We start from the raw sequence: 26,530 nt of genomic DNA, 5'->3' as shown, positions 1-26,530 counted from the left end.
CGTCCGTCAAGACATAGCGATCCATCAAGAGCTTGAATCATAAGCCCAACCTCATGTGAATCCCCACAGACCTTAGAACGTCCAGCGCTGGGCCTTGGAGATCAGGAAGTCGCGGAAGGCCTGAACGCGCGCAACCGAGCGCATTTCCTCGGCATAGACGAGGTAGCTGTCGAGGGAGGGCATCTCCACGTCGCGCAGGACCTGGATGAGGTCCGGGTTGCCCACCACGGCATAATCCGGCAGCACGGCGATGCCGGCACCAGTCTCGACGGCGAGCTTCAGGGCCGTGATGTTGTTGACCACGTAATGGTACTGGCGCGGCTCGCGCCCTTCGCGGCCGGCCGTGGCAAGCCAGTGCACGGCCATGAGATAGGACGGCTGATGGCCGCCGAAGGACACGATCCGATGCTCGTCCAGCTCCTCCAGCGTCTTGGGCTCGCCGAACCGCTTGATGTAGTCGGCCGAGGCATAGACGTGGAAATGGATGGTGAAGAGGCGGCGCTGGATCAGGTCGGGCTGGGCCGGGCGCCGCAGGCGGATGGCCACGTCCGCCTCGCGCATGGCGAGATCCAGCTCCTCGTTGGACAGGATCAGCTCGACGCGGACATCCGGGTAGAGATCGAGAAACTCCGCGATGCGCTGGGCAAGCCAGATCGACCCGAGACCGACCGTCGTCGTCACCTTCAGCTCGCCCGAGGGGCGTTCGCTGGTCTCGACGAGGCGGGCCTTTGTAGTCTCGAGCCGCATGCGCATGTCGCGGGCGGCCCGGAACAGCAGGTCGCCCTGCTCGGTGAGGATCAGGCCGCGGGCATGGCGGTGGAAGAGGGGCGCCTTCAGCTCGCGCTCGAGTGCGCTGATCTGCCGGCTGACGGCCGACTGGCTCAAACCCAGATCGTCACCGGCCCGCGTGAAGCTGCCCGCTTCCGCGACGGTGTAGAAAATCCGGATCTTGTCCCAGTCCACGGCATTCCCCTACAGCATCGGATCCAAAAGTGAATTGCACTATTGGGGTCGGATCCGATGCTTCCTTCTTGGATAAGAGCATCGTTGACGCGGAAAACCGGATCCACTTTTCCGCACGATGCTCTAAGCCTCACATGCTCCAGACGCAAGGCAGCCCTTATCTCTTATGAGCCGCGAGCCCGACGCAACAGGAAATCGGCCTGAAGGCTAAAGGGTTGTTAACAAATCCTATTCGGCGGCTTCCTGGGTGGCCTCCAGGGCCGCCAGATAGCGCTCCGCATCGAGAGCAGCCATGCAGCCCATTCCTGCCGATGTGACCGCCTGCCGGTAGATGTCGTCCGTCACGTCACCGGCCGCAAAGACACCGGGGATGTTGGTGTCTGTGGAGCCCGGCTTCGTCACCAGATAGCCGCCCGACTTCATGTCAAGCTGTCCGACGAACAGCTCCGTCGAAGGCTTGTGGCCGATGGCGATGAACACGCCGTCGGTCTTGAAATCCGAGGCCCCGCCCGAGACGAGGTTCTTGAGCCGCACATGGGTGACGGAGGAGGGGTTCTCCGAGCCGCAGATCTCCTCGACGGCGGAGTTCCAGATCACCTCGATCTTCGGGTGCTTGAACAGGCGGTCCTGCAGTATGCGCTCGGCGCGCAAGCTGTCCCGGCGATGGACCAGAGTGACCTTGGACGCGAGATTGGCGAGGTACAGCGCCTCCTCGACAGCGGTGTTGCCGCCACCCACCACAACAACCTCCTTGCCCCGGTAGAAGAACCCGTCGCAGGTGGCGCAGGCCGAGACGCCGAAACCCTGGAACTGGCCCTCGGAGGGCAGGCCCAGCCACTTGGCCTGGGCGCCGGTCGCAACGATGAGCGCATCGCAGGTATAGGTGTCGCCGGAATCGCCTTCGAGGCGGAAGGGGCGCTGCTTCAGGTCGACCTTGACGATGTGGTCGGAGACCATCTTGGTGCCCACATGCTCGGCCTGCAGGCGCATCTGCTCCATGAGCCAGGGGCCCTGAATCACATCGGCGAAGCCCGGATAGTTCTCCACATCCGTGGTGATCATGAGCTGCCCGCCGGGCTGGAAGCCGGAGATCATAACCGGCTCGAGCAGGGCGCGCGCCGCATAGATCGCCGCCGTATAGCCTGCCGGCCCTGAGCCGATGATGATGAGCTTGGCGTGAGAATGGGCCATCAGGGAGTCTCCAGAGAAAAAGCGATATCCGGCGGGCCAAGGGCACGGCGGTGGCGGCTGAAGCCCTCAGCGATGGCCTTCGCGACCTTAGGGGTTGAATTTAAGGGTTCGTAGGCCTCTCCTACAAGACGGCCCTCGAATGGATGCACAATTCCATGGCTCTTAAGCCCGTTCATGTAAACATCCAGTTTCGGATGGCCGCCGGAGGGCTCGAAGACTAGGATCGGGCGCCCCGTGGCTGCGGCCTCGCCGATCATGTTGAAGGAATCCGCCGTCGCGACGATGAAATCGGCAAGGGCAAGAAGGTCCACGTAAGGGTTCTCGCCGGTCCCGTCCCAGAAGAAGCCGCCATGCTTGGCGGTCAGGGCCACCAGCGCATCCCGCAAGGTCGCAGGGGTGCGGCGCGAAGCCGTGACCATCAATCCGGCCCCAGCCTCGGCAATGGATGTCAGATGCTCCACCAGGCGGGCGATGTTCTCTTCCGTAAAGCGGTGATGCCGGCTGTCCCCTCCGGCGAGGACGGCCACCCGGGGACGGGGCAGAGGGGCGAGGCGCGGATCGGGCTCTGCACGGGCGGCCTCGATCCGCCGCGCCGAGACCCGGTGCGGCGGCGTCAGAGTGGTGAGGACGTTGGGTCCCCTCAAGCGGTCGTAGCTCGGCGACCAGATGAAGTCGGCGGTCTTCGGCCCGGTGCGGGGGTCCTTGAGGAACACCGTGTAGGTTCGCCCGCCGGACGCCCGCTTCACGTGGCGCAGATAGGCCACGGCCCTGCGGCCTGAGGCGATGAGAAGATCCGGAAAGGGCGGGGCGAGGGGGCTGCCGGGAGCGCCCGGCCGCTCGCGAGGGTCGATGGGACCCCAGGGCATCAGCCACGTGAAGGGCGCTCTCGGCTTCACCCTGCGAACCTCCGGGACCAAGCCCAGCGCCTCGGCCACGCTCAGGGCCTGCAGCTCGTCCCCGGCCTTGCCGTCCGTCAGCACCCAGGTGATAGGGCCGGTTTCGTCGCGCAACATTCGATCAATGAGCCTGTGGAGTTCATGAAGTTCGTTGCGACTTAATCGCCCGTCCTCCTTGTGCGGATCCCTTATACGGTCTAGTCAGCCAAGACGAGATTTTTCGACCTGATACTGCATGATCCAAGCGTTAGGCCGGTTTTGCCCGCCCCGATCATGCCTACGGAGTTACCGTGCGCGGACGCCTCGATTCCATCGACTGGGCCATTCTGAAAGAACTGCAGGCCGACGGCAGCATCACGAACGTGGAACTCGCCCGCCGGGTCGGCCTGTCGGCTCCCCCATGCCTGCGCCGTGTGCGGGCTCTGGAGAGCGCCGGCATCATCAAGGCCTACCGGGCGATCCTCGACCCGAAGAACCTCGGCTTCGAGATCGTCTGCTTCGCCATGGTGCAGCTCGACGTTCAGGGCAAGAAAGAGCTCAGGGAGTTCGAACAGCGGGTGAAGGACTGGGCCATGGTCCGCGAGTGCTGGACCCTGTCGGGCGATATCGACTTCATCATGAAATGCGTGGCCCCGAACCTCGCCTCGTTCCAGGGGCTGGTCTCGGAGCTCACCTCCCTGCCGAACGTCCGCAACGTCCGCACGGCGCTGACCCTCGACCTGATCAAGGACGAGCCCTTGGTGCCGATCGAGGATGTAGCGCCGGTCGAAGGCTGAGTTAGCTGAGAATCAAATCTGCCGCCGCAGCCAGCGGACCCAATGCTGCGTCACGGCAACAGTGCGGCCCTGCTCATTCGGGGCGACGCTGGGGGCGTGGGCGTCGAGCACGGCCAGCATCGGATGCCGCGCCAGGATCTCACCCTGGCGGCCGACAGCCAAGGCTTCACCCTCGACCGCGTCGTGCCCGCCGCCATCCCCGCCGCGCCGCCGATAGCCGCCGCCTCCGCCTGGAAAGGCCGTGAGGGTGACGCTGGTCAGGCGCACGACGAGCCGGGGACCGCGCGGATCCGTGCGGTCGGCGAAGGAGCGCCGCAGCTCATCGAGCGCGACTTGTCCCACGAAGTCGGCATAGGGTCCGAGGCCCTTGGCTTTCAGGACGCTCACATCCACTGCAAAAGACGAGAATCCTTGAGGGAAGCTCTGCGCCTGAGCGGGCAAGGCGAAGCCTGCGCCAGCAAGGCCGGCACAGGCCAGGGATTTCAGAAGAGAGCGGCGGGAGAGAGGGGGCATGATCGGATTTCTCACTGTTTCTGCCCCCTTTCCTGCATCAGACGCCGAACTGGACTCCGACGACCTCATAGGACTTGCCGCCGCCGGGGGTCGAAACCTCCACCGTATCACCGATGGTCTTGCCCATCAGGGCACGGGCGATGGGGGAGGCGACGGAGACGCGGCCGGAGCGCACGTCGGCTTCGGGCTCGCCCACGATCTGGTAGGTTTTCTCTTCCTCGGTGTCCTCGTCCACGAGCTTCACGATGGCGCCGAACTTGATCCGGTCACCCGAGAGCTTCGTGATATCGATGACCTCGGCGCGGGAAATCAGGCTCTCCAGCTCAAGGATCCGTCCTTCGTTAAGGGATTGGGCTTCCTTGGCGGCGTGATACTCGGCGTTTTCCGACAGGTCGCCAAGCGCGCGGGCTTCCGCAATCGCCTGGATGATCCGGGGGCGTTCCACCTGCTGGCGCTGCTTGAGTTCTTCCTCAAGCGCCGCAAAACCCTTGATCGTCAGAGGGACCTTGTCCATCGTTTGTCTCGTCCAAAAAGAGGTACGAGGCCGCTGTTGCCAGCGCCCTCGCATGTCAACGAAAACTCCATAGAAGCTTCGCAGTTCCAATGTGAGGCCGGATGCCTCAGGCAAAGTATTCCTGAAGCGCCCGAACTTCGAGATCGCCGCTGAGGTATGCGTTGATGCCCTCGGCTGCGGCGACCGCTCCTGCAAGAGTGGTGTAGTAAGGTATCTTATGCAAGAGGGCCGCTTGTCTCAAGGACCGGGAATCTGAGAGGGCGCCGGCCCCTTCGGTGGTATTGAAGACTAGCTGGATGTCGCCGTTCTTCATGGCATCGACCACGTGGGGGCGGCCTTCCAGCACCTTGTTGATGCGCTTCGCCTTGACGCCCTGCTCCTCAAGATAGCGCTGGGTGCCGGCCGTGGCCACGATCTGGAACCCGGCCTCCTCAAGCATCTTCACCGCCGGCAGGATGCGCGGCTTGTCCGAATCGCGGATCGACACGAACAGGGTGCCGGTCTTCGGGAGCTGGCTTCCGGCCCCGAGCTGGCTCTTGGCGAAGGCCACCCCGAAGCCCCGGTCGAGGCCGATGACCTCGCCGGTGGAGCGCATTTCCGGCCCGAGCAGCACGTCCACGCCCGGGAAGCGGTTGAAGGGGAACACGGCCTCCTTCACGGCGATATGCGGCAGCTCCTTCGGGGTTAGGCCGAACGTCGCCAAGCCTTCTCCGGCCATGATGCGGGCCGCGATCTTGGCGATGGGCTCGCCGATGACCTTGGCCACGAAGGGCACCGTGCGCGAGGCGCGGGGGTTCACCTCCAGCACGTAGATGGTGCCGTCCTTGATGGCGTATTGCACGTTCATCAGGCCGCCGACTTCGAGAGCCAAGGCCAGGGCCTTCGTCTGGCGCTCCAGCTCGGCAATAATCTCAGGCGACAGGGAGCGGGGCGGCAGCGAGCAGGCGGAATCGCCCGAGTGGATGCCCGCCTCCTCGATGTGCTCCATGATGCCGGCGATGAACGAGTCCTTGCCATCGCAGAGGCAGTCCACATCCACCTCGATGGCGTCCGAGAGATAGCGGTCGAAGAGCAGGGGGTTCTTGCCCAGCACCGTGTTGATCTGGCCGGTCTTGTCGTTGGGGTAGCGGGCCTTCACGTCGGACGGGATCAGGCTGGGCAGGGTGCCGAGCAGGTAATCCTCGAACTGGGCCTCGTCGCGGATGATCGCCATGGCTCGACCGCCGAGCACGTAGGAGGGGCGCACCACGAAGGGCAGGCCGAGTTCGGCGGCGATCAGGCGAGCCTGCTCCACCGAATAGGCGATGCCGTTCTTGGGCTGCTTCAGGTGCAGCTTGTCGAGGAGGCGCTTGAACCGGTCCCGGTCCTCGGCGAGGTCGATGGCCTCCGGCGAGGTGCCGAGGATCGGCACGCCGGCCTCTTCCAGGGCATGAGCAAGCTTGAGCGGCGTCTGACCGCCGAACTGCACGATCACGCCGTGGAGCGTGCCCTTGGAGCGCTCGGTCTCGATGATCTCCAGCACGTCTTCCTGGGTCAGCGGCTCGAAATAGAGTCGGTCGGACGTGTCGTAGTCGGTCGAGACCGTCTCCGGGTTGCAGTTGATCATGATGGTTTCATAGCCCGCGTCCTTGAGCGCGAAGCAGGCATGACAGCAGCAATAATCGAACTCGATGCCCTGGCCGATCCGGTTCGGGCCGCCGCCGAGGATGATCACCTTCTTGGCGTCCGATGGGGTCGACTCGTCCGCAGGATTGCCGGCGAACGGGGCGGTATAGGTCGAGTACATGTAGGCGGTGGGCGAGGCGAACTCCGCCGCGCAGGTATCGATGCGCTTGTAGACCGGGCGCACGGACAGCGAGCGGCGCAGCTCGCGCACCTCCGCCTCGGACTTGTGGGCGAGCACGGCGAGGCGCGCATCCGAGAAGCCGAGGCTTTTGAGCTGGCGGAAGGCGCCGGGCGTCTGCGGCAGGCCGTGGGCCTTCACCTTGGCTTCCATGTCGATGATGTCCTGGAGCTGCTCCAGGAACCAGCGGTCGATCTTGCAGCTCTCGTAAACCTCGTCGTGGCTGACGCCGAGGCGCAGCGCCTGGGCGACCTTCAGAATCCGGTCGGGGGTCGGCGTGCCGATGGCCGCCTTGATGGCGTTCTTGTCGTCGCCTTTGCCCATGCCCTCGATCTCGATCTCGTCGAGGCCCGTGAGGCCGGTCTCCAGCGACCTCAGGGCCTTCTGGAGCGACTCCGGGAAGGAGCGGCCGATGGCCATGGCCTCGCCCACGGACTTCATGGCTGTGGTGAGGGTGTTCGAGGCGCCGGGGAACTTCTCGAAGGCGAAGCGCGGGATCTTGGTGACCACGTAGTCGATGGTCGGCTCGAAGGAGGCCGGCGTCGCGCCGCCGGTGATGTCGTTGGCGATCTCGTCGAGGGTGTAGCCGACGGCAAGCTTCGCCGCGACCTTGGCGATGGGGAAGCCCGTGGCCTTGGAGGCCAGAGCGGACGAGCGCGACACGCGCGGGTTCATCTCGATCACGATCATGCGCCCGTTCTCCGGGTTGATCGCGAACTGCACGTTCGAGCCGCCGGTCTCGACGCCGATCTCGCGCAAAACCGCCAGCGAGGCGTCGCGCATGATCTGGTATTCCTTGTCGGTGAGCGTGAGCGCCGGGGCGACGGTGATCGAGTCGCCCGTGTGCACGCCCATCGGGTCGAAATTCTCGATGGAGCAGATAATGATGCAGTTGTCCGCCTTGTCGCGGACGACCTCCATCTCGTATTCCTTCCAGCCGAGCACGCTCTCCTCGATCAGCACCTCGTTGGTGGGGGAGGCGTCGAGGCCGCCTTCCACGATGCTGAGGAATTCCTCGCGGTTGTAGGCAATGCCGCCGCCGGTGCCGCCCATGGTGAAGGACGGGCGGATGATGGCCGGCAGGCCCACTTCCGCCAGCGCCAGCAGGGCCTCGCCCAGGGCATGCTCCTGGTAGCGCTTGCGCCGCTCGTTCTCGCCTGCGTCCCACTTGAGCTTGTAGGCCGCGATCATCCGCTTCTTGTCGCCGGGATGGATGTCGAGCGCCTCCATGCGGGCAAGCTCGGCCAGATAGGCGTCGCGGTCGGCTTTTTTAAGCGCCGAGGCGTTGGCGAGGCGGGATTTCGGCGTGTCGAGTCCGATCTTGGTCATGGCCTCGCGGAAGAGCTGGCGGTCCTCGGCCTTGTCGATGGCCTCGGCCGTCGCGCCGATCATCTCTACGTTGAACTTGTCGAGCACGCCCATTTTCTTGAGCGACAGGGCGCAGTTGAGCGCCGTCTGGCCGCCCATGGTGGGCAGGATCGCGTCCGGGCGCTCCTTCTCGATGATCTTGGCGACGATCTCCGGGGTGATCGGCTCCACGTAGGTGGCGTGCGCGAGATCCGGATCCGTCATGATCGTGGCGGGGTTCGAATTCACCAGGATGATGCGGTAGCCTTCCTCCTTCAGAGCCTTCACGGCCTGGGTGCCCGAATAATCGAACTCCACGGCCTGGCCGATGATGATCGGCCCGGCGCCGACGATGAGAATGGAGGAGATGTCTGTCCGCTTCGGCATTGGGCCACCCAGGCGTGTCCAGCCGCGCGGCCGTAAAGCTACGGCGCTTCAAGCGCAGCCGGGATGTGATCGGATTATAGGTTGAGGGAGGCTCTTACACGGACCTTGGGCAAATTCAAAGGCCCGAGCCGTGATTTAGACAGCCAATGTCTATGCGGTACGATGCGTTCGGGAATCGGATCAACGGAGCTGGGAAAAAATGGCCATGGCTGAGGAACCGCGCTGGACCGTCGTGACGGGAGCCTCCAGCGGGATTGGCGCGGAGCTGGCCCGCGTTTTCGCCGCCGGGGGCTATCCGCTGGTCCTCACCGCCCGGCGGCACGAGCGGCTGGAGGCGCTGGCCGAGGAGATCCGCCGGGTCCATGGAGTTCAGGTCGAGGTCATGGCCCTCGACCTCGGAGACCGGGAGGCGCCTCAGGACCTGGCCGAGATGCTCCGGGAGCGGGGCATCGTGGCCCATACCCTGGTCAACAATGCGGGGTTCGGCTTGAGGGGGTATTTCGCCTCGCTTCCCCACGAGAAGCAGCTCGCCATGATCGATCTCAACGTCACGGCCCTGACCTCCCTGTCACGCCTGATGCTGCCGGGCATGATCGAGCGCCGGCGGGGCGGGATCCTGAACGTGGCCTCCATCGCGGCCTTCCAGGCCGGACCCTACATGGCGGTCTATTACGCCACGAAGGCCTTTGTGCTCTCCCTCTCCGAGGCCCTGCACGACGAGGCCAGGCCCCACGGTGTGACGGTGACGGCCCTTTGCCCTGGGCCGACCGAGAGCGAGTTCTCGGACACGGCAGGCCTGAAGGATTCCCGGCTCTTCAAGGCAGGCGCCATGACCTCGGCGGAGGTCGCCCGCGTCGGACTCGAGGGCTACGAGGCAGGCCGGGCCATCGTCATCCCAGGCACCAGGAACCGGGCCGGCGCCATTGGGGCCAAGTTCATGCCGCGCTTCGTGTCACGCAGGATCGCCGGGCTTCTGCAGGGAATGAAGTGACGAGCAGGGCAGAAGCCGCTATCGAAGCCTCGTGACCGCCTCTCGACCCCTCCACCGCCTCGCCCGCCAGTTCACCGCCTTCTTCGGCGTGGGCCTCGTCGCGGCCGTGGTTCATTACGGGCTCCTGATCGGCCTCGTGGAGGGCGGAAGCCTGCATCCGGTGCCGGCGACGCTGGCCGGCTATGTGGCAGGAGGGCTGGTCTCCTATGTGCTCAACCGCCGGCACACCTATGGCAGCGAGCGGCCGCACCGGGAGGCAACCTGGCGCTTCGCCGTTGTGGCCTTCGTCGGCTTCCTCGTGACCTGGTTCCTGATGCACGCCTTCACGGTTTGGCTCGGCGGCCCTTATTTGCCGTCGCAGATCGTCACCACGGGCGTGGTGATGCTGTGGAGCTTCATGGCGCACAAGATTTGGACATTTGCCTGAAGGCTTGGCGCGCTCACTGAGCAGGGCCGTGGTTCCAGGCTTTCAGCGCAGCCCAGGGCTGCATTCGGGCGGGTCCCGCAGATCTTTTTGCAGTGCAATATAATAGGAATGAGAATGCGGGATGCGTCTCGTATTTGTTCAATCACCCCATTGCCGAAATGCTGGAAGCCTCATGTCCGACATGGCCATTGCCGAAGAAGCCTGTCTTGCTGCGAAGGACAAGGCTCCCGCCGTTCCGCGCTCCCGCCTTGCGGTGGCCTTGATCGAGCTGGCGCTCGCCGTCGGCAGCTTCGGCATCGGCACCGGCGAATTCGCGATCATGGGCCTGCTGCCGAACGTCGCCGAGGAATTCAACGTCACCACACCTGAGGCCGGATACGCGATCAGCGCCTATGCGCTCGGAGTCGTGGTGGGCGCTCCCATCATCGCCGTGCTGGCGGCAAAGCTGGCGCGCCAGACGCTGCTCCTTCTCCTCATGGCCGTCTTCGCCGTCGGCAATGGGGTGAGTGCCGTCGCCCCGAGCTTCGAATCTTTCGTGCTTTTGCGCTTCCTCACGGGTCTGCCGCACGGGGCGTATTTCGGCGTGGCGGCGTTGGTGGCCGCATCTCTGGTGCCGCCCAATAAGCGTACCCAGGCCGTGGCCCGGGTCATGCTGGGCCTGACCGTCGCGACTCTTCTCGGGACGCCGGTGGCGACCTTCTTCGGGCAGACTTTGAGCTGGCGCATCGCCTTCGGGGCTGTCGGCGTCATGGGTGCACTGACGGTGCTGCTGATCTGGCTGTTCCTGCCGAAGGATAAGGTCCAGGAGGGCGCAAGTCCCATGCGGGAGCTCGGCGCCTTCAAGCGCAAGCAGGTCTGGTTCACCCTCGGTATCGGGGCCGTGGGCTTCGGCGGCCTGTTTTCTGTCTTCTCCTACATCGCGTCGACGGCCACACAGGTGGCTGGGATGCCCGAGAGCGCCGTTCCAATCATGATGGCCTTGTTCGGGTCCGGCATGATCGCAGGCAATCTCGTGGGCGGGTGGCTCGCCGACAAGAACCTGATGGCGACCATCGGCGGCACGCTCGCCGGCAGCGTGGTGGTGATGATGGTGCTCTGGCTTACCGCCGAGAGCCCATACCTCCTCTCGGCCTGCGTCTTTCTTGTCGGCTGCAGCGTCGCCATCGGTCCAGCCCTGCAGACCCGGCTTATGGATGTAGCGGCGGACGCGCAGACGCTTGCGGCAGCCCTCAACCACTCAGCCTTCAACATCGCCAATGCGCTTGGCGCCTGGCTCGGCGGCCTCGCCATTGCGGCCGGGTACGGCTTCGAATCGACCGGATGGGTGGGTGCCGTGCTGGCGGTTGCAGGTCTTGCCGTCTTCGGCCTGTCGCTGGCGAGCGATCAGCGCTCCGTCAAATCCTCGGCGTCCAGAGCCTGAGCCGGCCGTCCCACGAAGGTCATCCGCGCCTGGTTGTGCCCGAGATTGCGTAGCGAGCGCTCCGGCCTGAACCCGGCATCATCCAGGAGGTCGATGATCTCTTCCTCGCTGTACTGCGCCAGCCCCACCTCTTCGCGGATCTTGCGGTATTCGGAGAAGGCCGTACGCGCGAGGCCGGTCAGCGCGGAGCGCAGGAAGCCGCCCTGCCAGGCGAAGGAGAGCAGCGCCCTGGCATCGGTGACGGGGCTGATGTCGGGCGGGATGATGTCGCCGAGGATCAGCCGACCGTCCTCCTTCAGCTTGTCGTGGGCGAGCTTCAGAAGGGTGCGGAACTCGTCCAGGGAGAGATACTGGACGAGGGAGTTCACCACAATGAGATCGAAGGAGGCGTCCGGCAGGTCGGCGACATCGTCCGTCGACAGCACCGTGATCCGCCCATTGCCCTTGAACCGCTCGTTCAGGCGCTCGCGTACCAGAGGAGCTGCATCGCTCAAGGTGAGGCGCGCGCATTTCGCCGCGATCTTGTCGGCAAACAGCGCCTCGCCACAGCCGTAGTCGAGCACCGCCGCATCCGGGGACGGGATAAGGCCAATGATGTCGGTGGCGATCAGCCGATAATGCAGCAGTTTGTGCCGCTCGCTCGTATAGATCGGCGTGTCCTGGTTCCAGTAGTCGCGCCAGTTCATCGATGAGGCTTCCCCGCTCGGTTTCAGGATTTCGCCTATGGCGAGGCAGACTCATGCAGCCTGCCGCGCAGTTTCGCAACCTGCTCGGTCAATGCGCGGAGTTCATCGACCGGCAGGCCCAGCACGCAGCCGACCTGCTTCGGGATCTCCTCGGCTTTCTCCCGAAGAGCGCGGCCCGTTTCGGTGAGCGAAATACGGACCTGCCGCTCGTCCTTCTTGTCCCGTGCCCGGCGGATGTGCCCTGCGTTTTCGAGGCGCTTCAGCAGCGGGGTCAGGGTGCCGGAATCGAGAAAGAGCCGGTCTCCGATCTCCTTCACGGTGAGTTCGTCCTGCTCCCAGAGCACCAGCAGAACCACGTATTGGGGATAGGTCAGGCCGAGCGGGTCCAGGAACTGGCGGTAGGCGCGGCTGAACGCGTGTGAGACGGAATAGAAGGCGAAGCACAGCTGGTTGCTGAGCGCCAAGGGACTAGGGTTTGCCGTCATCGTCATCTCCACCTGCAACCATCTTACGAAAGAAATAGGTTGCGCACAATCTAATTCGGGTCTACAGGTGCATATAGATTGCGCGCGATTGAATTGTAAGCGTGCAGTTTGGCAGCCTGACAAGCAGGTGTGACAACCCAAGGAGCTTTCCGATGACCCCTCTCTACACAGCCCATGCTTCAGCCCAGGGCGGACGCGAAGGCGTTGCCGCTTCCAACGACGGCAAGCTGGAGGTTCGCCTCTCGACGCCGAAGGAACTCGGTGGCGGTGGCGGCGAGGGGACCAACCCGGAGCAGCTTTTCGCAGCGGGTTATTCCGCCTGCTTCCTTGGCGCCCTGAAGTTCGTGGCGGCTCAGAACAAGATCGCGCTTCCGGCGGAGACCTCGGTCGAGGCGTCAGTCGGCATCGGCAAGCGTGACGATGGTGCGGGCTTTGGGCTGGTGGTCGACCTGAAGGCCAATCTGCCGGGCCTGTCCCAGGATCAAGCGACAGACCTGCTGCACAAGGCCGACGTGGTGTGCCCGTATTCGCACGCCATCCGCGGCAACGTGCAGGTTACGCTGTCGGTTTAATAAAAAGTTCTATCGACGCCGTACGGGCGAAGGCCTCCTGCTCATCGAGCAGGCGGCCTTTTTTGTGGTCAGGTCCATAGCTTCGTGAGTGGCCCGTCGGCACCGTCCACAGGGTCAGCATCAGGCAGCGGAACCTGGGCAATGCGCTGCTGCGAGGAGGCCAGCGCCTTGGGATCGTCGCGGACGGTGTCGTAATCGGATCCGTTCGGATAGGCGCCGACGACGGCGAAGTCGTCGCTCGAATTGATGAGCGCATGCGCGACGCCGGCCGGAACGACGATGACGTCTCCCATGGTGACGGAGACGAGATCGCCATCCTCCCCGCCGAAGCGGATCTGGCCCGAGCCAGAGACGATGCCCAGCACCTCATGGGTGTTGGGATGGTAGTGGTGATAATCGTGAATGCTGTCGAGCCAGGCATTTGTCCAGCCGTTCTTGGCGAAGGTCGCCTTAAACGCCTTGGTCGGATCATCCTGAGAGGGCGGGATCGCCCCGCGGCGGACGATCAGCGGCAGCGATGAATTCGGCACGATGCCGTTGCTTCGGAAGACGTAAGTGTCCGTTCCGAGCGGTGCGTTGTAGCCCCGCGGATCGCCATATCCTTTCGCCTGCGCCATGAATCTCTCCCTTCAGATCGGGGAGGGAACGCTCAGGACAGGCGAAAGATCGAGCGGGGCCATTCTAAAGGTGTAGGCTTTACATGCCAATCAGCATCGCCGCGACGGCGCGGTCGATGGACAGGTAGAACATGCCGAAGGCCACCATCGCCGCGAAGGCGAACTCGATGATCTGGTTCTTGAAGATGCGAACCTTGGCAAAGAGGTTCTGGCCGAAGATCGAGATCAGCCAGGCTGTGGTGAGCACCACCGGGAAGATGAAAAGGTAGGACCAGGTGCTCTCGACCGGGCCCACATTGGACGGATCGATCAGCGGGCGGATGTTGCGCACCCACGGCGCATAGAGAGCGGCATAGAGCGAGGTCAGCCAGGACAGCGAGACGGCAATGCCGAGGTGAAACGTGAACAGGTTGTGCAGCCGGCTGAATTCGCCGGAATCGTCATCGAAATCCATGGATGAAATACCCCCAAATCAAGGCCAGAATCATTTCGTTTTTATGGTTAATGATCGGTTACCGTGATTTGGGCAGCTGGCGCAACCGACCCGTTTGTCGCGGCGCCAGCCGTGAAGCACTCTACGTTTAGGCCCTGGTCTTCTTCTCATCCATCAGCTGCACGAAGCGGTCGAACAGGTAATGGCTGTCCTGCGGACCGGGGGAGGCCTCCGGGTGGTACTGCACCGAGAAGGCCGGGCGATCGGTCAGCGAGATGCCGCAATTGGAGCCGTCGAACAGGGACACGTGGGTTTCCACCGCGTTCGTCGGCAGGGTCTCCGGATCCACCGCGAAGCCGTGGTTCATGGAGGTGATCTCCACCTTGCCGGTGGTCCTGTCCTTCACCGGGTGGTTCGCCCCGTGATGGCCCTGGTGCATCTTCTTGGTCTTGGCGCCGACGGCGAGGCTCAGCATCTGGTGGCCGAGGCAGATGCCGAAGGTCGGGATCTTCTCGTCGAGCACCTTGCGGATCACCGGCACAGCATACTCGCCGGTTGCTGCCGGATCGCCGGGGCCGTTGGACAGGAACACGCCGTCGGGCTTCAAGGCCAGCACGTCCTCGGCCGTGGCGGTGGCGGGCACCACCGTGACCTTGCAGCCGGCCTGGGCCAGCAGCCGTAGGATGTTGCGCTTCACGCCGTAATCGATGGCGACCACGTGGTGCTTCGGCTGGCCGTCCTGGTGGCCGTAGCCCTCTCCCCGGTTCCAGGTGGTCTCGTCCCAGTCGAAGCGCTGGCCGCTGGTGACCAGCGGCACGAGGTCCTGGCCGTCCATGGACGGGAGGGCGGCGGCCTTGGCCTTCAGGGCCTCAATGTCGAAGCGGCCTTCCGGATCGTGGGCGATGACAGCAACGGGCATGCCCCTATCGCGGATCAGGGCCGTCAGCGCCCTTGTGTCGATTCCGGTAAGGCCCACGATCTGGCGCGCTTTCAGCCAGGCATCGAGGTCGCGGGAGGCGCGCCAGTTGGACGGCTCGGTGATCGAGGCCGCCAGCACGACGCCGCGCACCCCTGAGGACGAGGCGGCGTTGACGCTCTCGATGTCTTCCTCATTGGTGCCCACATTGCCGATATGCGGGAAGGTGAAGGTGATGATCTGGCCGGCATAGGACGGGTCCGTCAGGATCTCCTGATAGCCGGTCATGGCGGTGTTGAAGCAGACCTCGCCGGTCGCCTCGCCCACGGCGCCGATGCCGAAGCCTTCGAGAACCGTGCCGTCCTGGAGCACGAGAACGGCCGTCGCGCGCGGCTCTCCCCAGCCACCAGCCGTGTCTTTGTCTTGCAGCATCGTCATGATCTCTTTAAGTCCGGGGCCAATGGGCCGTGCTTGAGCAGGCCGCATCCGGGCTGCCCTTGAACTGTCGTCGTGACTTAAGGGGCGTTCCGCATTCCGTCAACGCTCAGGCGGCCGAAAACCAAGGAGATATCGATGCTGCGCGAACGTTTCACCGCCGACATGAAGGAAGCCATGAAGGCTGGGGAAAAGGGCCGGCTCGGGGCCATTCGCCTGATCCAGGCTGCTCTCAAGGACAAGGACATCGAGGCCCGCGGCGCCGGCAAGGAGCCGCTCTCCGACGAGGAGATCCTGGCCATGCTGCAGAAAATGGTGAAGCAGCGCCAGGAATCGATCGCCATGTACGAGCAGGGCGGCCGCACGGAGCTGGCTCAGCAGGAAAAGGACGAGGTCGCGGTGATCACCTCCTACCTGCCGCAGCAGATGGACGAGGCCGAGACGAAGGCGGCCATCGAGGCCGCCATCGCCGAGACCGGCGCCGCCTCCATGAAGGACATGGGCAAGGTCGTGGGTGCCCTTCGGGCCAAGTATGCCGGCCGCATGGACTTCGCCAAGGCGAGCGGGCTGGTGAAGGACATGCTGCCGAAGGGGTGAGCCCCTCTCAGGCGCTCGCCGTCATCCCTGGACTTGTTTCGGGGATCCACGTCTTGAACCCGCTTAAGATTTGAATGGCCGGGACAAGCCCGGCCATGACGAAGGAATACTGGTGAGCGGGCCCCTACGGCTTGGCCGCCGGAGCCGCCGCATTGGCCTCAGGCGCCTGGCCAGGGTTGCCGAAATTGCCCATCCGGCGGCTGCGGGCCTCTTCTGCACGCTGCTGAAGCTCCTCCTGGATCTTCTTCTGCTGCTCGGCCAAAACCTGCGGATCCACCGGCGGGCCATCGAAAGCCTTGCCGAAATCGTCCATCGGGATCGCGAATGTCACGACCTTGCCGGCTTGGTTCCGGGCGCTGACGGTCAGGGACGTGCCTTTCTTGAGTGTCGCGACCAAGTCGTCCTTCACGGCTGCCTCGGCGAAGCAGCCATGAGGGAAACAGGTGGAATAGCGGCCGGCCACGGGCTGGCTCTTCTCCGCGGCGATCCGGATGCCGGGCTGGACGAGCAGGCCGAGCGGCATGAGGATCCGCAGGGTCTTCGATGCATTCTTGGCCTTCACGTCATAGAGAGCCACGGCAAGGACGCGCTGCCCCTTGTCGGTGACGAAGTCGCGTGTGGTGTAGCAGATTTCGGCCTTTGCCCGATCATCCTTGTCGCAGACCTTCGTCCATTCGGGCTGGGCGGGCGATGCCTTGAGGCCGACCACCACGGGAGCGGCAGCCGGAGGCTGGGCCTGCTGGTTTTTGGGGGCAGGCTGCTCCTTTGGTGCGGGTTGCTTCGGCTTCTGGGCTTGGCCCGAGGTCTGTGCCAGACCCGGCAGGGGGGTGAGCGCCAGCATCGAGGCAATCACCGTCGTAGGAAGGCGGGAAGGAATGGGCATTGCGGGAGTTCTCCTCTCGTTGAACTGAACTGTCATCGGCCGGCTCTCCCAGGAGCTGAGGGGCGCTCGGCTGGAACCCGCCTTGGGGATCGGCCGTCTATCGGGCAGGTTGATGTCAGAATTTGGATGATGGGTCGTTAAGGCCGATCTGCAGGAGAGAGCGAATGAACAAGGGATTTGGCGTGACCGTGACGGTGCCGCAGCCGGACGGCCAGGAACCGAAGACCGCCCCCTTGGTGGTGGTCGCCCGCGATGAGCAGGATGCCGAACTGGTTGCCGTTCAGGCAGCAGGGCCGAACTCTTCCGCCGAAACCCTGCGCGAACTCACGGACGAGGAGGTTCTGGCTTACGATCTCGATCTCCAGGCGCATGGCAGCGCGAAAGTCCTGCCCATCCTCAATCTTTGATCCTCCCGGATCAGGGCGAAGCGCCGCAGCGACCGGCACCATCGTCTGAGTGTTCAAGGTCCTGCTTTGCTGCTAGGCAGATTAGATCTTTTCCAAGATCCTCGCCAATGTCCTCGCAGTCCATCGTCGTCGTGTCCCTGGTCCATCTGCCGATTCCGTCCGCTGCCGCCCAGGCGGGGCGAGGCCGGGACGGGCATGGGCAAACCGCGATGACTGCGCGCGATGCCTGGGAAAATCGTGCCACCGGTGAGCGCAATGTACGGTAAGCCGGACACTTCTATGCACGCTCCAGCAGATGCCCCAGCGGACCGCCTCCGGCTCTTCTTTCAGCAGGCGCCCGGGATGATCGCCATCCTCAGCGGGCCCGATCACGTGTTCGAGTTTGCCAACACGGCCTATCTCGATCTCGTCGGCCGGCACGAGGTCGTCGGCCAGCGGGTGCGTGACGTGCTGCCCGAGCTGGAGCAGCAGGGCACTGTCGCCTTACTCGACAAGGTCTATGCCACGGGCGAGCCGTTCATCGGGCGGCGGATGCCGGTCACTTTCCCGCGACAGGCGAACGCTCCGGCGGAAACCCGCTACATGGATTTCGTCTACCAGCCGGTGGTGGACGACCAAGCGCGCGTGACCGGCATCTTCGCCCAGGGCTTCGATGTCACCCGGCAGGTTGAGACCGAAGCGGCCTTCAGTGAAAGCGAAGCCCGCTACCGGCTCTTTTCGGAGGAGACCCGGGAGGGCGTGGTCATCCACAACGGCGACGTCATCCTCGACTGCAACCCGGCCTATGCCCGCCTCTTCGGTTATGGCGATGTGGCCGAGGTCGTCGGGCTGCCGAGCACGGCCTTCGTGACCCCGAAGAGCGCGGCGCTTCTTCAGGAGAAGGGCGCCCTGGGCAGTGAAGAGCCCTACGAGATCGAGGCGATCCGCAAAGACGGCTCCGTCTTTCCGGCCGAGTTCGTGGGGCGCGTGGCCACATGGAAGGGCCAGAAGGTGCGGATCGGCTTGGCGCGCGATCTCACCGAGCGCAAGCGACGCGAGGCTGCCTTGCGGGAGAGCGAGGCCCACTTTGCTGCGATCTTCGACCAATCCGCCGCCGGGCTTGCGGAGGCTGACCTGACCGGGCGACTTCTCCGTGTGAATGATCGGTTCTGCGAGATCTCTGGCTATGCCCGCGAGGAACTTGTGAATGGCCGGCGCATGCAGGACATCACCCATCCTGACGATCTGCCCGGAAACCTCGTTCTCTTCCAGAGGTCGATCGAGACCGGCGAACCGTTCGATATTGAAAAGCGCTATGTTCGACCGGACGGTTCGGAGGTCTGGGTCAGCAATACGGTGACCTTGATCCGCGACGCGTTGGGCGAGGCGCACTCGATGGCGTCGGTCAGCATCGACCTCACGGCCCGCCGGGATGCGGAGGCCGCCTTGCGGCAGAGCGAGTCCCGCCTTCGGCTGGCGCTCGATGCCGGCCGGATGGCCGTGTGGGAAAGCGACAGCCGCACCAATACCGTGCGGACCTCCCCTGAGCTCAACCGCCTTCTCGGTTTCCCCGAGGAAGCGTCTCCGAGTATCGAGGAGATCAGGGCCCGCTATGCGCCGGGGGCTCAGGACAGGCTCCGGGCGGCCGCTGCCGCTGCGCTCGCAAGGGGTGAGCGCAATGCCGAGGAAGAGCTCGAAATCCTTTGGCCTGATGGCTCCCGTCATTGGCTGCTTCTCAGGGCAGACCTGGAGGTGATGACAGGGGAGGATGGTGCCGTCTCCATCAAAGCCACGGGCGTTGCCTTCGAGATCACCGAGCGCAAGCTGTGGGAGGAGCGTCAGCGCCTTCTCATCAATGAGCTCAATCATCGCGTGAAGAACACGCTTGCCACAGTGCAGTCGATCGCTCTCCAGAGCTTTCGCCACACGAATGCTGCAACCGGTTCGAACGTCACGGCCTTTCAGGAGCGCCTGTTTGCCCTGGCACGGGCGCACGACATTCTCACCCGCGACAATTGGGAGGGTGCCGAGCTTCGCGACATCGTCGGCGAGGTGATTGAACCCTATTGCCGCGAATCCAGCGGGCGCTGCGACATCGATGGGCCTCGCGTCCGCCTGACGCCCAGCATGGCGCTCGCCCTGTCCATGGCCGTTCATGAGCTTGCGACCAATGCGGCGAAGTATGGGGCTTTGTCGGTGTCCGACGGGCAGGTGTCGATCTCTTGGTCGATCGCTCCGGGCGAGCCGAGACAGCTGACCCTGTGCTGGCAGGAGCGGGGAGGCCCTCCCGTCGCGTTCCCTGCGCGCAATGGGTTCGGCACGAGGCTGATCGAACGAAGCCTTGCGCAGGAACTGGCGGGCGAGGTAAGCCTCGCCTATGTTCCGACGGGCGTTGTGTGCACCGTCAAGGCTCCGCTGCCGGAGGCCATGGCTTAAAGTCTCTCCCGTTCAGGGACGGGACCTCGGGATCGGGCTCGAATGCCGGGGCTTCGGAGCCTCCACGAGGCGGAAGCGCACGGGAGCGGATGTCCAGCCGGACGGCAGCTTCAACGAGATATCGCATGTCGTAAAGAGGCTCTGTCCCTCGGCGTTTCTGACTTCGAAGACATAGCCGGGCCGCTCGAGCTGCGGGCATTCCTTCCAGCGATCGAAATCAATCCACTCGCTCAAGACCCTCTCCCGTCACAGGTAGAAATCCGCCGATTTCAGCGACACGATCTTAGTCAGGCGGATCTGAAGATCGGCCACCGCGTCGCCATTCACGTCGCCTGACAGAACACCGTCACGGAGGTTCAATTGCCCACCCTTGCCCGTGAAGGCATGGCCCCCGATGAACGAGAAAGCCTGGTTGCCGGACGACTTAGTATTGGCATCGATGGTCCGCAGGTCGATCCTGTCCGTGCCGGACACGAAATCCACAATGGTGTCCCGCGCGCGAGGCGCGCTGTTGCTCAGCGCCTTGAACACGAAGAGATCGGCTCCCGATCCACCGGACAGAACGTCGGCTCCTGCGCCGCCATAGAGAGTGTCGCGACCGCTGGAACCATAGAGGGTGTCGGCGCCGAGGCCGCCATCGAGATGATCGTTGCCGTCGGCTCCCTTGAGCCGGTCGGAGCCGCCGCGGCCGTAGAGGCGATCCGATCCGGAGCCGCCCGTGAGAGCGTTCGCGGAATTGCTGCCTTTCAGCATGTCGGCATAGGCGCTGCCGGTCAGGTTCTCGATGCTGATGTAGCGATCTCCGGAGGCATCCTGCGTGTTCCTCCACGCGGCCATGAGATCCGCCGCGACGCTGGCCTTGGCTGTCGCGTAGCTGGCCGTATCCGTTCCGGTGCCGCCATCGAGGGTGTCGTGGCCCGCTCCGCCGATCAGAACATCGTTCCCTTTCTGGCCGTAGATGGCATCGTTCCCATCCGCGCCGTAGAGCCTGTCGGCCGTACCGGCGCCCATGAGAACGAGATCCTGCTTGGCTTGAGGATCCTCCAGGACGGGCGGTTCGTCCCCCACGGAAAGTACGCTCGTCACAGGCGGCTCGGCCACGATGAGAGGTTCAGTCACCACCACCTGCGCGGCGGTCAGCTCCGCGAGCGAGTAGATCCTGTCGCTGAACTGGAACGCCTCGATATTCCGGACGATGTCCGAGCCGTCCAATGCGCTCTTGCGCAGGTCCGACACCTGCAGCGATCCGTCGGCCAGCAGCGTGACGCTGTAATCCGAGCGCCGGCTGCCGAAGATCGCGGTGTCGCTGCCGGCTCCGCCATCGAGCAGGTCGTCGCCTCCGGCGCCGGTGAGCCTGTCGTTTCCGGCATTGCCCTTGAGCGTATTCGCCGCCTGGTTGCCGACAATCGTATCCGCGCCCATTCCGCCGATGGCATTCTCGATCAGCGAGCGCGTGTCGCCTTTATGGAGCAGGGCATTGGCGATGTTGCCAGCCGCCAGCCGCGAACCGTCATAGTGCAGCTTGGCGAGTTGGCCCGAAGCCGTGGTGGTCCAGCCTCCGGGGCGCAGGTCGACCTTCAGGTTGGTGCCGTAATTCGAGAAATCGTAGGTGTCGTTGCCGCCGCCGTCCCAGATCGTCAGCAGGATCCTGTTGCCGCCGGGAGCGCCCTGGCCGACGCCGTCGACGAACATCTCGCCGGTCGTCGCGCTCCAGGTATAGACCGTGCCGGCGCCGTTGGTGGCGTAGTTGGCCCCGTAGAGATGCTGCAGGGCCGCGATGTCGAGCATCATCAGCGATTGGGCATAGCCCCAGGTCTCGTTCGGATAGCCGCCTGTCGTCGAGGCGCCGATATACGAGCGATAGCTCATGACCGTGTACTCCATAGAGTCACGGTCGTCCGGCATGCCGGCCTCGTGGGGATGCTCCAGCCCGAGGGCATGGCCGATCTCATGAATGAAGGTGAGGAAGGCGTAGTCGCCCTTCACGGGCTTGCTGTAGGCGCCGCTCGACTTGTTGAACCAGGCATCGCCCCCCTCGGCAGCCGGGGTCGGAAAGTAGGCCCAGGCGGTGCTGGGCAGGTTCGACAGGCCGAACCGCAGGTCGGCATGGTCGAATGTCGTCTCGGTGATCTCCGTGAAGGTGATCTTCGCCACCGAGGCGAGCATCGACAGGGCGGTGCGGGCGGTCGCCTGCTGGAGGGCGCTGAGGACCCCGAAGGTGGCGGTTTCCCCATTGCCGTAGGACGTGCCGTAGAGGGAGGCGGTTGTCGGAAAGCTGTAGGTGAGATCGTTGACGGCCCATTTCAGGTTTCCGAGAAGGCCGTCAATGTAAGTATCGCCGGTCGAACCGATTGCTGTAACAGCAGGCATTGGCCCTTGCTCCAAAAATGCTTTGTTATGGAATTCGCAATGCTGAAATGCTGGCACTTGGCCGTAAATATTCTTGCAACAAGCGACGCAACCGACGCAGAATCTGGCTCCTGCTTTGCAGGCGAATCAGAAGGTAAGCGGTCAGCTAAGCCTTGAGAAGATACCTTCCGGCGCCTACGACGAGGTCGCGCTCCGGCCCGGAGGGGCTGCTCCTGTGGATTATGGGCACAGAAAAGCTTGGCCGTTCCGTTTTTGCGCTCCCACCCTGCCGCCCTAGGTTATGCAACAGGTTTGGAGACTGACGCTTCGTGCGATACCCGCCCCAAATTCTCGAAGAGATCCGCGCCCGGCTGCCGACCTCGGCGGTCGTGGGCAAGCGCGTGCGTCTCAGGAAGGCCGGGCGTGAATGGAAGGGATTGTCGCCCTTCAACGCGGAGAAGACGCCGAGCTTCTACGTGAACGATCAGAAGCAGTTTTATCACTGCTTCTCCTCCGGCAAGCACGGGGACATCTTCACCTTTCTCATGGAGACGGAGGGGCTGTCCTTTCCCGAGGCCGTCGAGCGGCTCGCCGGAGAGGCGGGGGTGCCGCTTCCCAAGCTGTCCCAGGAGGACCGGCAGGAGGAGGTCAAGCGCAAGAGCCTCTACGACGTCATGGAACTGGCGGCGGCGTTCTTTGAGGCTTCATTGCAGGACCGGGTCGGGACCAAGGCGCGGGATTACCTGGCCGGCCGTGCTTTGAGCCGGGACACGCAGGCGCGCTTCCGCATCGGCTATGCGCCGCCAGAGCGGTTCGCCCTGCGGGACCATCTCGCCGGCAAAGGCGTGCCCATCGACATGATGGTGGAGGCGGGCCTCCTGATCGCAGGCGAGGACGTGAAGGTTCCTTATGACCGCTTCCGCGACCGGGTGATGTTCCCGATCTGCGACCTGCGCGGCCGGGTGATCGCCTTCGGCGGACGGGCCATGAGCGCCGACGTGCCGGCCAAGTACCTGAACTCCCCCGACACCCCGCTCTTCAACAAGGGGCGGCTCCTCTACAACTACCATTTCGCCCGCCAGCCGGCCCATGACCGGGGCACCGTGATCGCCGTGGAAGGCTATGTGGACGTGATCTCGCTCAACGTGGCGGGCTTTCCCCATGCGGTGGCGCCGCTGGGCACGGCGCTGACGGAGGATCAGCTCACCCTGCTCTGGCGCCTCGCCGAGGAGCCGATCCTCTGCTTCGACGGCGACAAGGCCGGCCAGCGGGCCGCTTACCGGGCCCTTGACGTTGCCCTGCCGAACCTGATGCCGGGCAAGTCCCTGCGCTTTGCCATGCTGCCCGAGGGGCAGGACCCGGACGACCTCGCCCGCGGCGGCGGACCTGCAGCCGTGGAGCGGGTGCTCGCCGCGGCCAGGCCCCTGGTGGACGTGCTCTGGACCCGGGAGCTTGAGGCCGGCCCCCTCGATACCCCGGAGCGGCGAGCGGCCCTGGAGCGGCGGCTGCGCGAATCACTTGCCCTGATTCGCGACGAAACCCTGAAGAAATACTACCGGGAGGAGGTGGGAAGCCGCCTCGCGGCCTTGAGTCCCGACACCCGGGGGAGCCGTTTCAACCGCCAGGGCGGCAGCCCGCGCCGGGATTTCCAGAAGCCTCAGCCCATGACGCCAAGCTCCCCCTTAAGCGTCTCGCCGATGCTGGCCCGCTCTGCGCTCTTTGCCGGCGGAACGGCCGAGTCTCCCCGCGAGGCTATGATCCTCTGCACCTTCCTGGTTCACCCGGAACTCCTTCAAAATCATGCGGAAACCCTTGCAGATCTTGAACTTGAACGGCGCTCTACCCAAATGGTGCGCAGTCTCCTGCTCGATGGAGCGGCGAGCGGCGAACCTGCCGACCTGACGGTCATGAGGGCCCGCCTTGAGCGGGCCGGTCTGACGGCCGAGGCTGACAGGCTGACGGCTCTGGTCCGTCCCGGCGACCGATGGATGCTCGATCCTCACGCGGACCCCTTGCGTCTTGAGGACGCATTGAGGCAAGCCATCACCTTGCATCGCCGCGCCCGCACGTTACATAGCGAACTTCGAGCAGCCGAGCGCGCACTCGCCGAAGATGACAATGAGGCCAATCTCGCCTGGCTGCGGGAGGTCCAGAACCAGCTGTCTTCCGTCGAGGGTGCCGAGGCCGACATGGACGACGCAGCGATCCCCGGGGGTCACTGATGGTCAGGGTTTCAAAAGTGCGGCAGGACGGGCGGCTGCCACAGTTTGAGCAGGAGATGGTTAACGGTTAGTCAGCGACTCACTGTTTATAATCGGGAATGAATTTCGGGTGGCGGAGCCTTCAAGGCTGGCCGCCCTTTCGCGCAGCGCAGGTCCTGTAGGGGGGACAGGCGGGGCGCTGGAGTTGAGCAAAGCATGGCAACGAAGACAACCGGCGGCGACGAAGGCGATACCACGACCACCGAGCAGCAGACCGATGGGCCTCTGCTCGACCTGAGCGATGCCGCTGTCAAGCGGATGATCAAGCTCGCGAAGAAGCGCGGCTATGTCACCTATGACGAACTGAACGAAGTTCTGCCTCCCGAGGAGTTCAACTCGGAGCAGATCGAGGACGTACTTGGCCAGCTCTCCGAGATGGGCATCAACGTCGTCGAGTCCGAAGAAGCGGAAGAGGGCGAGAAGCCTGAGGCCGAGGAGGAGGAAGCCGAGGGCGGCGATCTCGTCGAGGCGTCCCAGACCCGCGCCGTCGCCGTTCGCGAGACCACGGCCAAGGAGCCGACCGACCGCACAGACGATCCGGTGCGCATGTACCTGCGCGAGATGGGCTCCGTGGAGCTTCTCTCCCGCGAGGGCGAGATCGCGATCGCCAAGCGCATCGAGGCCGGCCGTGAGGCCATGATCGCGGGCCTCTGTGAGAGCCCGCTGACCTTCCAGGCCATCATCATCTGGCGCGACGAGCTCGTCGAAGGCCGGGTGCTCCTGCGCGACATCATCGACCTCGAGGCCACCTATGCCGGCCCCGACGGCAAGGGCGCGCCCAAGGTGGATGCCCTGGGCGAGGGCGAGACGGAGGAAGAGGCGCCCGAGACCGAGGAGGGGATGACCCCGCCCGAGGGCGATCTCGACGACGACGACATGGAGAATAACGTGTCGCTCTCGGCCATGGAGGCCGAGCTGAAGCCGCGCGTTCTCGAGACCTTCGACTCGATTGCCGACAACTACAAAAAGCTGCGCCGCCTGCAGGTCGAGCATGTGGAACAGCGCATGCAGAACAAGCAGCTGACCCCGGCTCAGGAGCGCAAGTACAAGGAACTCAAGGCGGATATCGTTGCTTCGGTGAAGTCGCTGTCGCTGAACAACAACCGCATCGAGGCTCTGGTCGAGCAGCTCTACGACATCAACAAGCGCCTCATCTCCCATGAGGGCCGCCTGATGCGCCTGGCCGAGAGCCACGGCGTCGCCCGCGAGGAGTTCCTGAAGCACTACCAGGGCTGGGAGCTCGACCCCAAGTGGGTGCTGCGCGTGTCCAAGCTCGGCGGCAAGGGCTGGAAGGACTTCGTCGCCAAGGCGAAGGACGGCATCCACGACCTGCGCGAGAACATCCACAATCTGGCGAGCGAGACCGGCCTGGAGATCCAGGAGTTCCGCCGCATCGTCATGATGGTGCAGAAGGGCGAGCGTGAGGCCCGTCAGGCGAAGAAGGAAATGATCGAGGCGAACCTGCGCCTCGTGATTTCCATCGCCAAGAAATACACGAACCGCGGCCTGCAGTTCCTGGACCTGATCCAGGAGGGCAACATCGGCCTCATGAAGGCGGTCGACAAGTTCGAGTACCGGCGCGGCTACAAGTTCTCGACCTATGCCACTTGGTGGATCCGGCAGGCGATCACCCGCTCGATCGCCGACCAGGCCCGCACGATCCGTATCCCGGTGCACATGATCGAGACGATCAACAAGATCGTCCGCACCTCGCGCCAGATGCTGCACGAGATCGGCCGCGAGCCGACTCCGGAGGAGCTGGCGGAGAAGCTTGCCATGCCGCTGGAGAAGGTGCGCAAGGTGCTCAAGATCGCCAAGGAGCCGATCTCGCTTGAGACGCCCATCGGCGACGAGGAGGATTCACACCTCGGCGACTTCATCGAGGACAAGAACGCGATCCTGCCCATCGACGCGGCGATCCAGAGCAATCTTCGTGAGACAACGACGCGCGTTCTCGCCTCGCTCACCCCGCGCGAGGAACGCGTGCTGCGCATGCGCTTCGGCATCGGCATGAACACCGACCACACCCTCGAGGAGGTCGGCCAGCAGTTCTCGGTGACCCGCGAGCGCATCCGCCAGATCGAGGCGAAGGCCCTGCGCAAGCTGAAGCATCCTTCGCGGAGCCGGAAGCTCCGGAGCTTCCTGGACAACTAAGCGAATTAAGAAGGCGGGCTTTGGAGCCCGCCTTTTTTCATCTCATGGCGCT

General features: G+C 64.3%; 24 protein-coding genes. 10 read left to right on the top strand and 14 right to left on the bottom strand.

The window, feature by feature from the left end; translation table 11 throughout:
- Positions 1-72: 72 nt before the first annotated feature.
- The 3 genes from JQC81_RS12825 to JQC81_RS12815 form a co-directional block, all read right to left on the bottom strand.
- Positions 73-963, bottom strand: coding sequence for a LysR family transcriptional regulator (locus JQC81_RS12825; RefSeq protein WP_203272199.1), 891 nt, complete (start codon positions 961-963; stop codon positions 73-75).
- Positions 964-1,191: 228 nt separating this feature from the next.
- The gene (trxB, locus tag JQC81_RS12820) at positions 1,192-2,154 is read right to left on the bottom strand and encodes a thioredoxin-disulfide reductase (protein ID WP_203272198.1); all 963 of its coding nucleotides are present in this window, start codon (positions 2,152-2,154) and stop codon (positions 1,192-1,194) included.
- Positions 2,154-3,167 (bottom strand): mitochondrial fission ELM1 family protein, encoded by a 1,014-nt coding sequence (locus tag JQC81_RS12815; RefSeq protein ID WP_203272197.1) that lies wholly within the window; start codon positions 3,165-3,167, stop codon positions 2,154-2,156. Before JQC81_RS12815 ends, trxB begins: the two co-directional genes overlap by 1 nt.
- A gap of 173 nt (positions 3,168-3,340) precedes the next feature.
- On the opposite strand from JQC81_RS12815, the gene JQC81_RS12810 reads away from it, so the two are divergent.
- A complete protein-coding gene (locus JQC81_RS12810) occupies positions 3,341-3,826 on the top strand; it encodes an Lrp/AsnC family transcriptional regulator (protein WP_203272196.1) in 486 nt (161 codons plus the stop codon).
- 12 nt (positions 3,827-3,838) lie between these two features.
- Here the strand turns inward: JQC81_RS12810 and JQC81_RS12805 are convergent, their stop codons facing one another.
- From JQC81_RS12805 to carB, 3 genes are all read right to left on the bottom strand, one after another.
- Positions 3,839-4,339, bottom strand: a complete 501-nt coding sequence (locus tag JQC81_RS12805) for a twin-arginine translocation signal domain-containing protein (RefSeq protein ID WP_203272195.1) — start codon at positions 4,337-4,339, stop codon at positions 3,839-3,841.
- Positions 4,340-4,376: 37 nt separating this feature from the next.
- Complete coding sequence (gene greA / locus JQC81_RS12800) at positions 4,377-4,853, bottom strand: transcription elongation factor GreA (RefSeq protein ID WP_203272194.1); 477 nt, start codon at positions 4,851-4,853, stop codon at positions 4,377-4,379.
- A gap of 106 nt (positions 4,854-4,959) precedes the next feature.
- The gene (gene carB, locus JQC81_RS12795; RefSeq protein ID WP_203272193.1) at positions 4,960-8,430 is read right to left on the bottom strand and encodes a carbamoyl-phosphate synthase large subunit; all 3,471 of its coding nucleotides are present in this window, start codon (positions 8,428-8,430) and stop codon (positions 4,960-4,962) included.
- Between the two features lie 205 nt (positions 8,431-8,635).
- Here carB and JQC81_RS12790 point away from each other — a divergent pair, with 205 nt between their 5' ends.
- The 3 genes from JQC81_RS12790 (at position 8,636) to JQC81_RS12780 (ending at position 11,268) form a co-directional block, all read left to right on the top strand.
- Positions 8,636-9,421, top strand: a complete 786-nt coding sequence (locus JQC81_RS12790) for an SDR family NAD(P)-dependent oxidoreductase (RefSeq protein WP_203272192.1) — start codon at positions 8,636-8,638, stop codon at positions 9,419-9,421.
- 31 nt (positions 9,422-9,452) lie between these two features.
- Positions 9,453-9,848 (top strand): GtrA family protein, encoded by a 396-nt coding sequence (locus JQC81_RS12785; protein ID WP_203272191.1) that lies wholly within the window; start codon positions 9,453-9,455, stop codon positions 9,846-9,848.
- Between the two features lie 181 nt (positions 9,849-10,029).
- Positions 10,030-11,268 (top strand): MFS transporter, encoded by a 1,239-nt coding sequence (locus JQC81_RS12780; RefSeq protein WP_376772402.1) that lies wholly within the window; start codon positions 10,030-10,032, stop codon positions 11,266-11,268.
- Here JQC81_RS12780 and JQC81_RS12775 read toward each other — a convergent pair.
- Together JQC81_RS12775 and JQC81_RS12770 are read right to left on the bottom strand one after the other, a co-directional pair.
- Positions 11,232-11,954, bottom strand: a complete 723-nt coding sequence (locus JQC81_RS12775; protein WP_203272189.1) for a class I SAM-dependent methyltransferase — start codon at positions 11,952-11,954, stop codon at positions 11,232-11,234. The genes JQC81_RS12780 and JQC81_RS12775 overlap by 37 nt on opposite strands.
- A 35-nt stretch (positions 11,955-11,989) precedes the next feature.
- Positions 11,990-12,445 carry a MarR family winged helix-turn-helix transcriptional regulator gene (locus tag JQC81_RS12770; RefSeq protein ID WP_203272188.1) on the bottom strand — a complete coding sequence of 152 codons (456 nt, stop codon included), beginning with the start codon at positions 12,443-12,445 and terminating at the stop codon, positions 11,990-11,992.
- 146 nt (positions 12,446-12,591) lie between these two features.
- On the opposite strand from JQC81_RS12770, the gene JQC81_RS12765 reads away from it, so the two are divergent.
- Positions 12,592-13,011, top strand: coding sequence for an organic hydroperoxide resistance protein (locus tag JQC81_RS12765; RefSeq protein ID WP_203272187.1), 420 nt, complete (start codon positions 12,592-12,594; stop codon positions 13,009-13,011).
- A gap of 68 nt (positions 13,012-13,079) precedes the next feature.
- Here the strand turns inward: JQC81_RS12765 and JQC81_RS12760 are convergent, their stop codons facing one another.
- The 3 genes from JQC81_RS12760 to carA all read right to left on the bottom strand — a co-directional run bounded on the left by JQC81_RS12760 (position 13,080) and on the right by carA (position 15,409).
- On the bottom strand, positions 13,080-13,628 hold the full coding sequence (locus tag JQC81_RS12760) for a cupin domain-containing protein (protein WP_203272186.1): 549 nt from the start codon (positions 13,626-13,628) through the stop codon (positions 13,080-13,082).
- A 79-nt stretch (positions 13,629-13,707) separates the two neighbouring features.
- A complete protein-coding gene (locus JQC81_RS12755) occupies positions 13,708-14,082 on the bottom strand; it encodes a hypothetical protein (RefSeq protein ID WP_203272185.1) in 375 nt (124 codons plus the stop codon).
- A 127-nt stretch (positions 14,083-14,209) separates the two neighbouring features.
- Positions 14,210-15,409, bottom strand: a complete 1,200-nt coding sequence (gene carA / locus JQC81_RS12750) for a glutamine-hydrolyzing carbamoyl-phosphate synthase small subunit (protein WP_203272184.1) — start codon at positions 15,407-15,409, stop codon at positions 14,210-14,212.
- A gap of 141 nt (positions 15,410-15,550) precedes the next feature.
- Between carA and JQC81_RS12745 the strand changes: the two genes are divergently transcribed.
- Complete coding sequence (locus JQC81_RS12745; RefSeq protein WP_203272183.1) at positions 15,551-16,009, top strand: GatB/YqeY domain-containing protein; 459 nt, start codon at positions 15,551-15,553, stop codon at positions 16,007-16,009.
- 124 nt (positions 16,010-16,133) lie between these two features.
- Here JQC81_RS12745 and JQC81_RS12740 read toward each other — a convergent pair whose 3' ends face one another.
- Complete coding sequence (locus tag JQC81_RS12740) at positions 16,134-16,892, bottom strand: invasion associated locus B family protein (RefSeq protein ID WP_203272182.1); 759 nt, start codon at positions 16,890-16,892, stop codon at positions 16,134-16,136.
- Positions 16,893-17,056: 164 nt separating this feature from the next.
- Between JQC81_RS12740 and JQC81_RS12735 the strand changes: the two genes are divergently transcribed.
- On the top strand, positions 17,057-17,299 hold the full coding sequence (locus JQC81_RS12735) for a hypothetical protein (RefSeq protein WP_190844300.1): 243 nt from the start codon (positions 17,057-17,059) through the stop codon (positions 17,297-17,299).
- 222 nt (positions 17,300-17,521) lie between these two features.
- On the top strand, positions 17,522-19,714 hold the full coding sequence (locus tag JQC81_RS12730) for a PAS domain-containing sensor histidine kinase (protein WP_312887508.1): 2,193 nt from the start codon (positions 17,522-17,524) through the stop codon (positions 19,712-19,714).
- A 12-nt stretch (positions 19,715-19,726) separates the two neighbouring features.
- Here JQC81_RS12730 and JQC81_RS12725 read toward each other — a convergent pair whose 3' ends face one another.
- Complete coding sequence (locus tag JQC81_RS12725) at positions 19,727-19,948, bottom strand: hypothetical protein (RefSeq protein ID WP_203272180.1); 222 nt, start codon at positions 19,946-19,948, stop codon at positions 19,727-19,729.
- Between the two features lie 12 nt (positions 19,949-19,960).
- Positions 19,961-22,084 carry a M10 family metallopeptidase C-terminal domain-containing protein gene (locus JQC81_RS12720; protein ID WP_203272179.1) on the bottom strand — a complete coding sequence of 708 codons (2,124 nt, stop codon included), beginning with the start codon at positions 22,082-22,084 and terminating at the stop codon, positions 19,961-19,963.
- 308 nt (positions 22,085-22,392) lie between these two features.
- On the opposite strand from JQC81_RS12720, the gene dnaG reads away from it, so the two are divergent.
- Together dnaG and rpoD are read left to right on the top strand one after the other, a co-directional pair.
- Positions 22,393-24,285, top strand: coding sequence for a DNA primase (gene dnaG / locus JQC81_RS12715; protein ID WP_203272178.1), 1,893 nt, complete (start codon positions 22,393-22,395; stop codon positions 24,283-24,285).
- A 195-nt stretch (positions 24,286-24,480) separates the two neighbouring features.
- The gene (gene rpoD / locus JQC81_RS12710) at positions 24,481-26,478 is read left to right on the top strand and encodes an RNA polymerase sigma factor RpoD (RefSeq protein ID WP_203272177.1); all 1,998 of its coding nucleotides are present in this window, start codon (positions 24,481-24,483) and stop codon (positions 26,476-26,478) included.
- Positions 26,479-26,530 lie beyond the last annotated feature (52 nt).

Origin of the sequence: Microvirga arabica (genome assembly GCF_016811235.1) — a bacterium.
GTDB classification, from domain to species: Bacteria; Pseudomonadota; Alphaproteobacteria; order Rhizobiales; family Beijerinckiaceae; genus Microvirga; species Microvirga arabica.
This window is presented reverse-complemented; position numbering and strand designations above follow the sequence as displayed.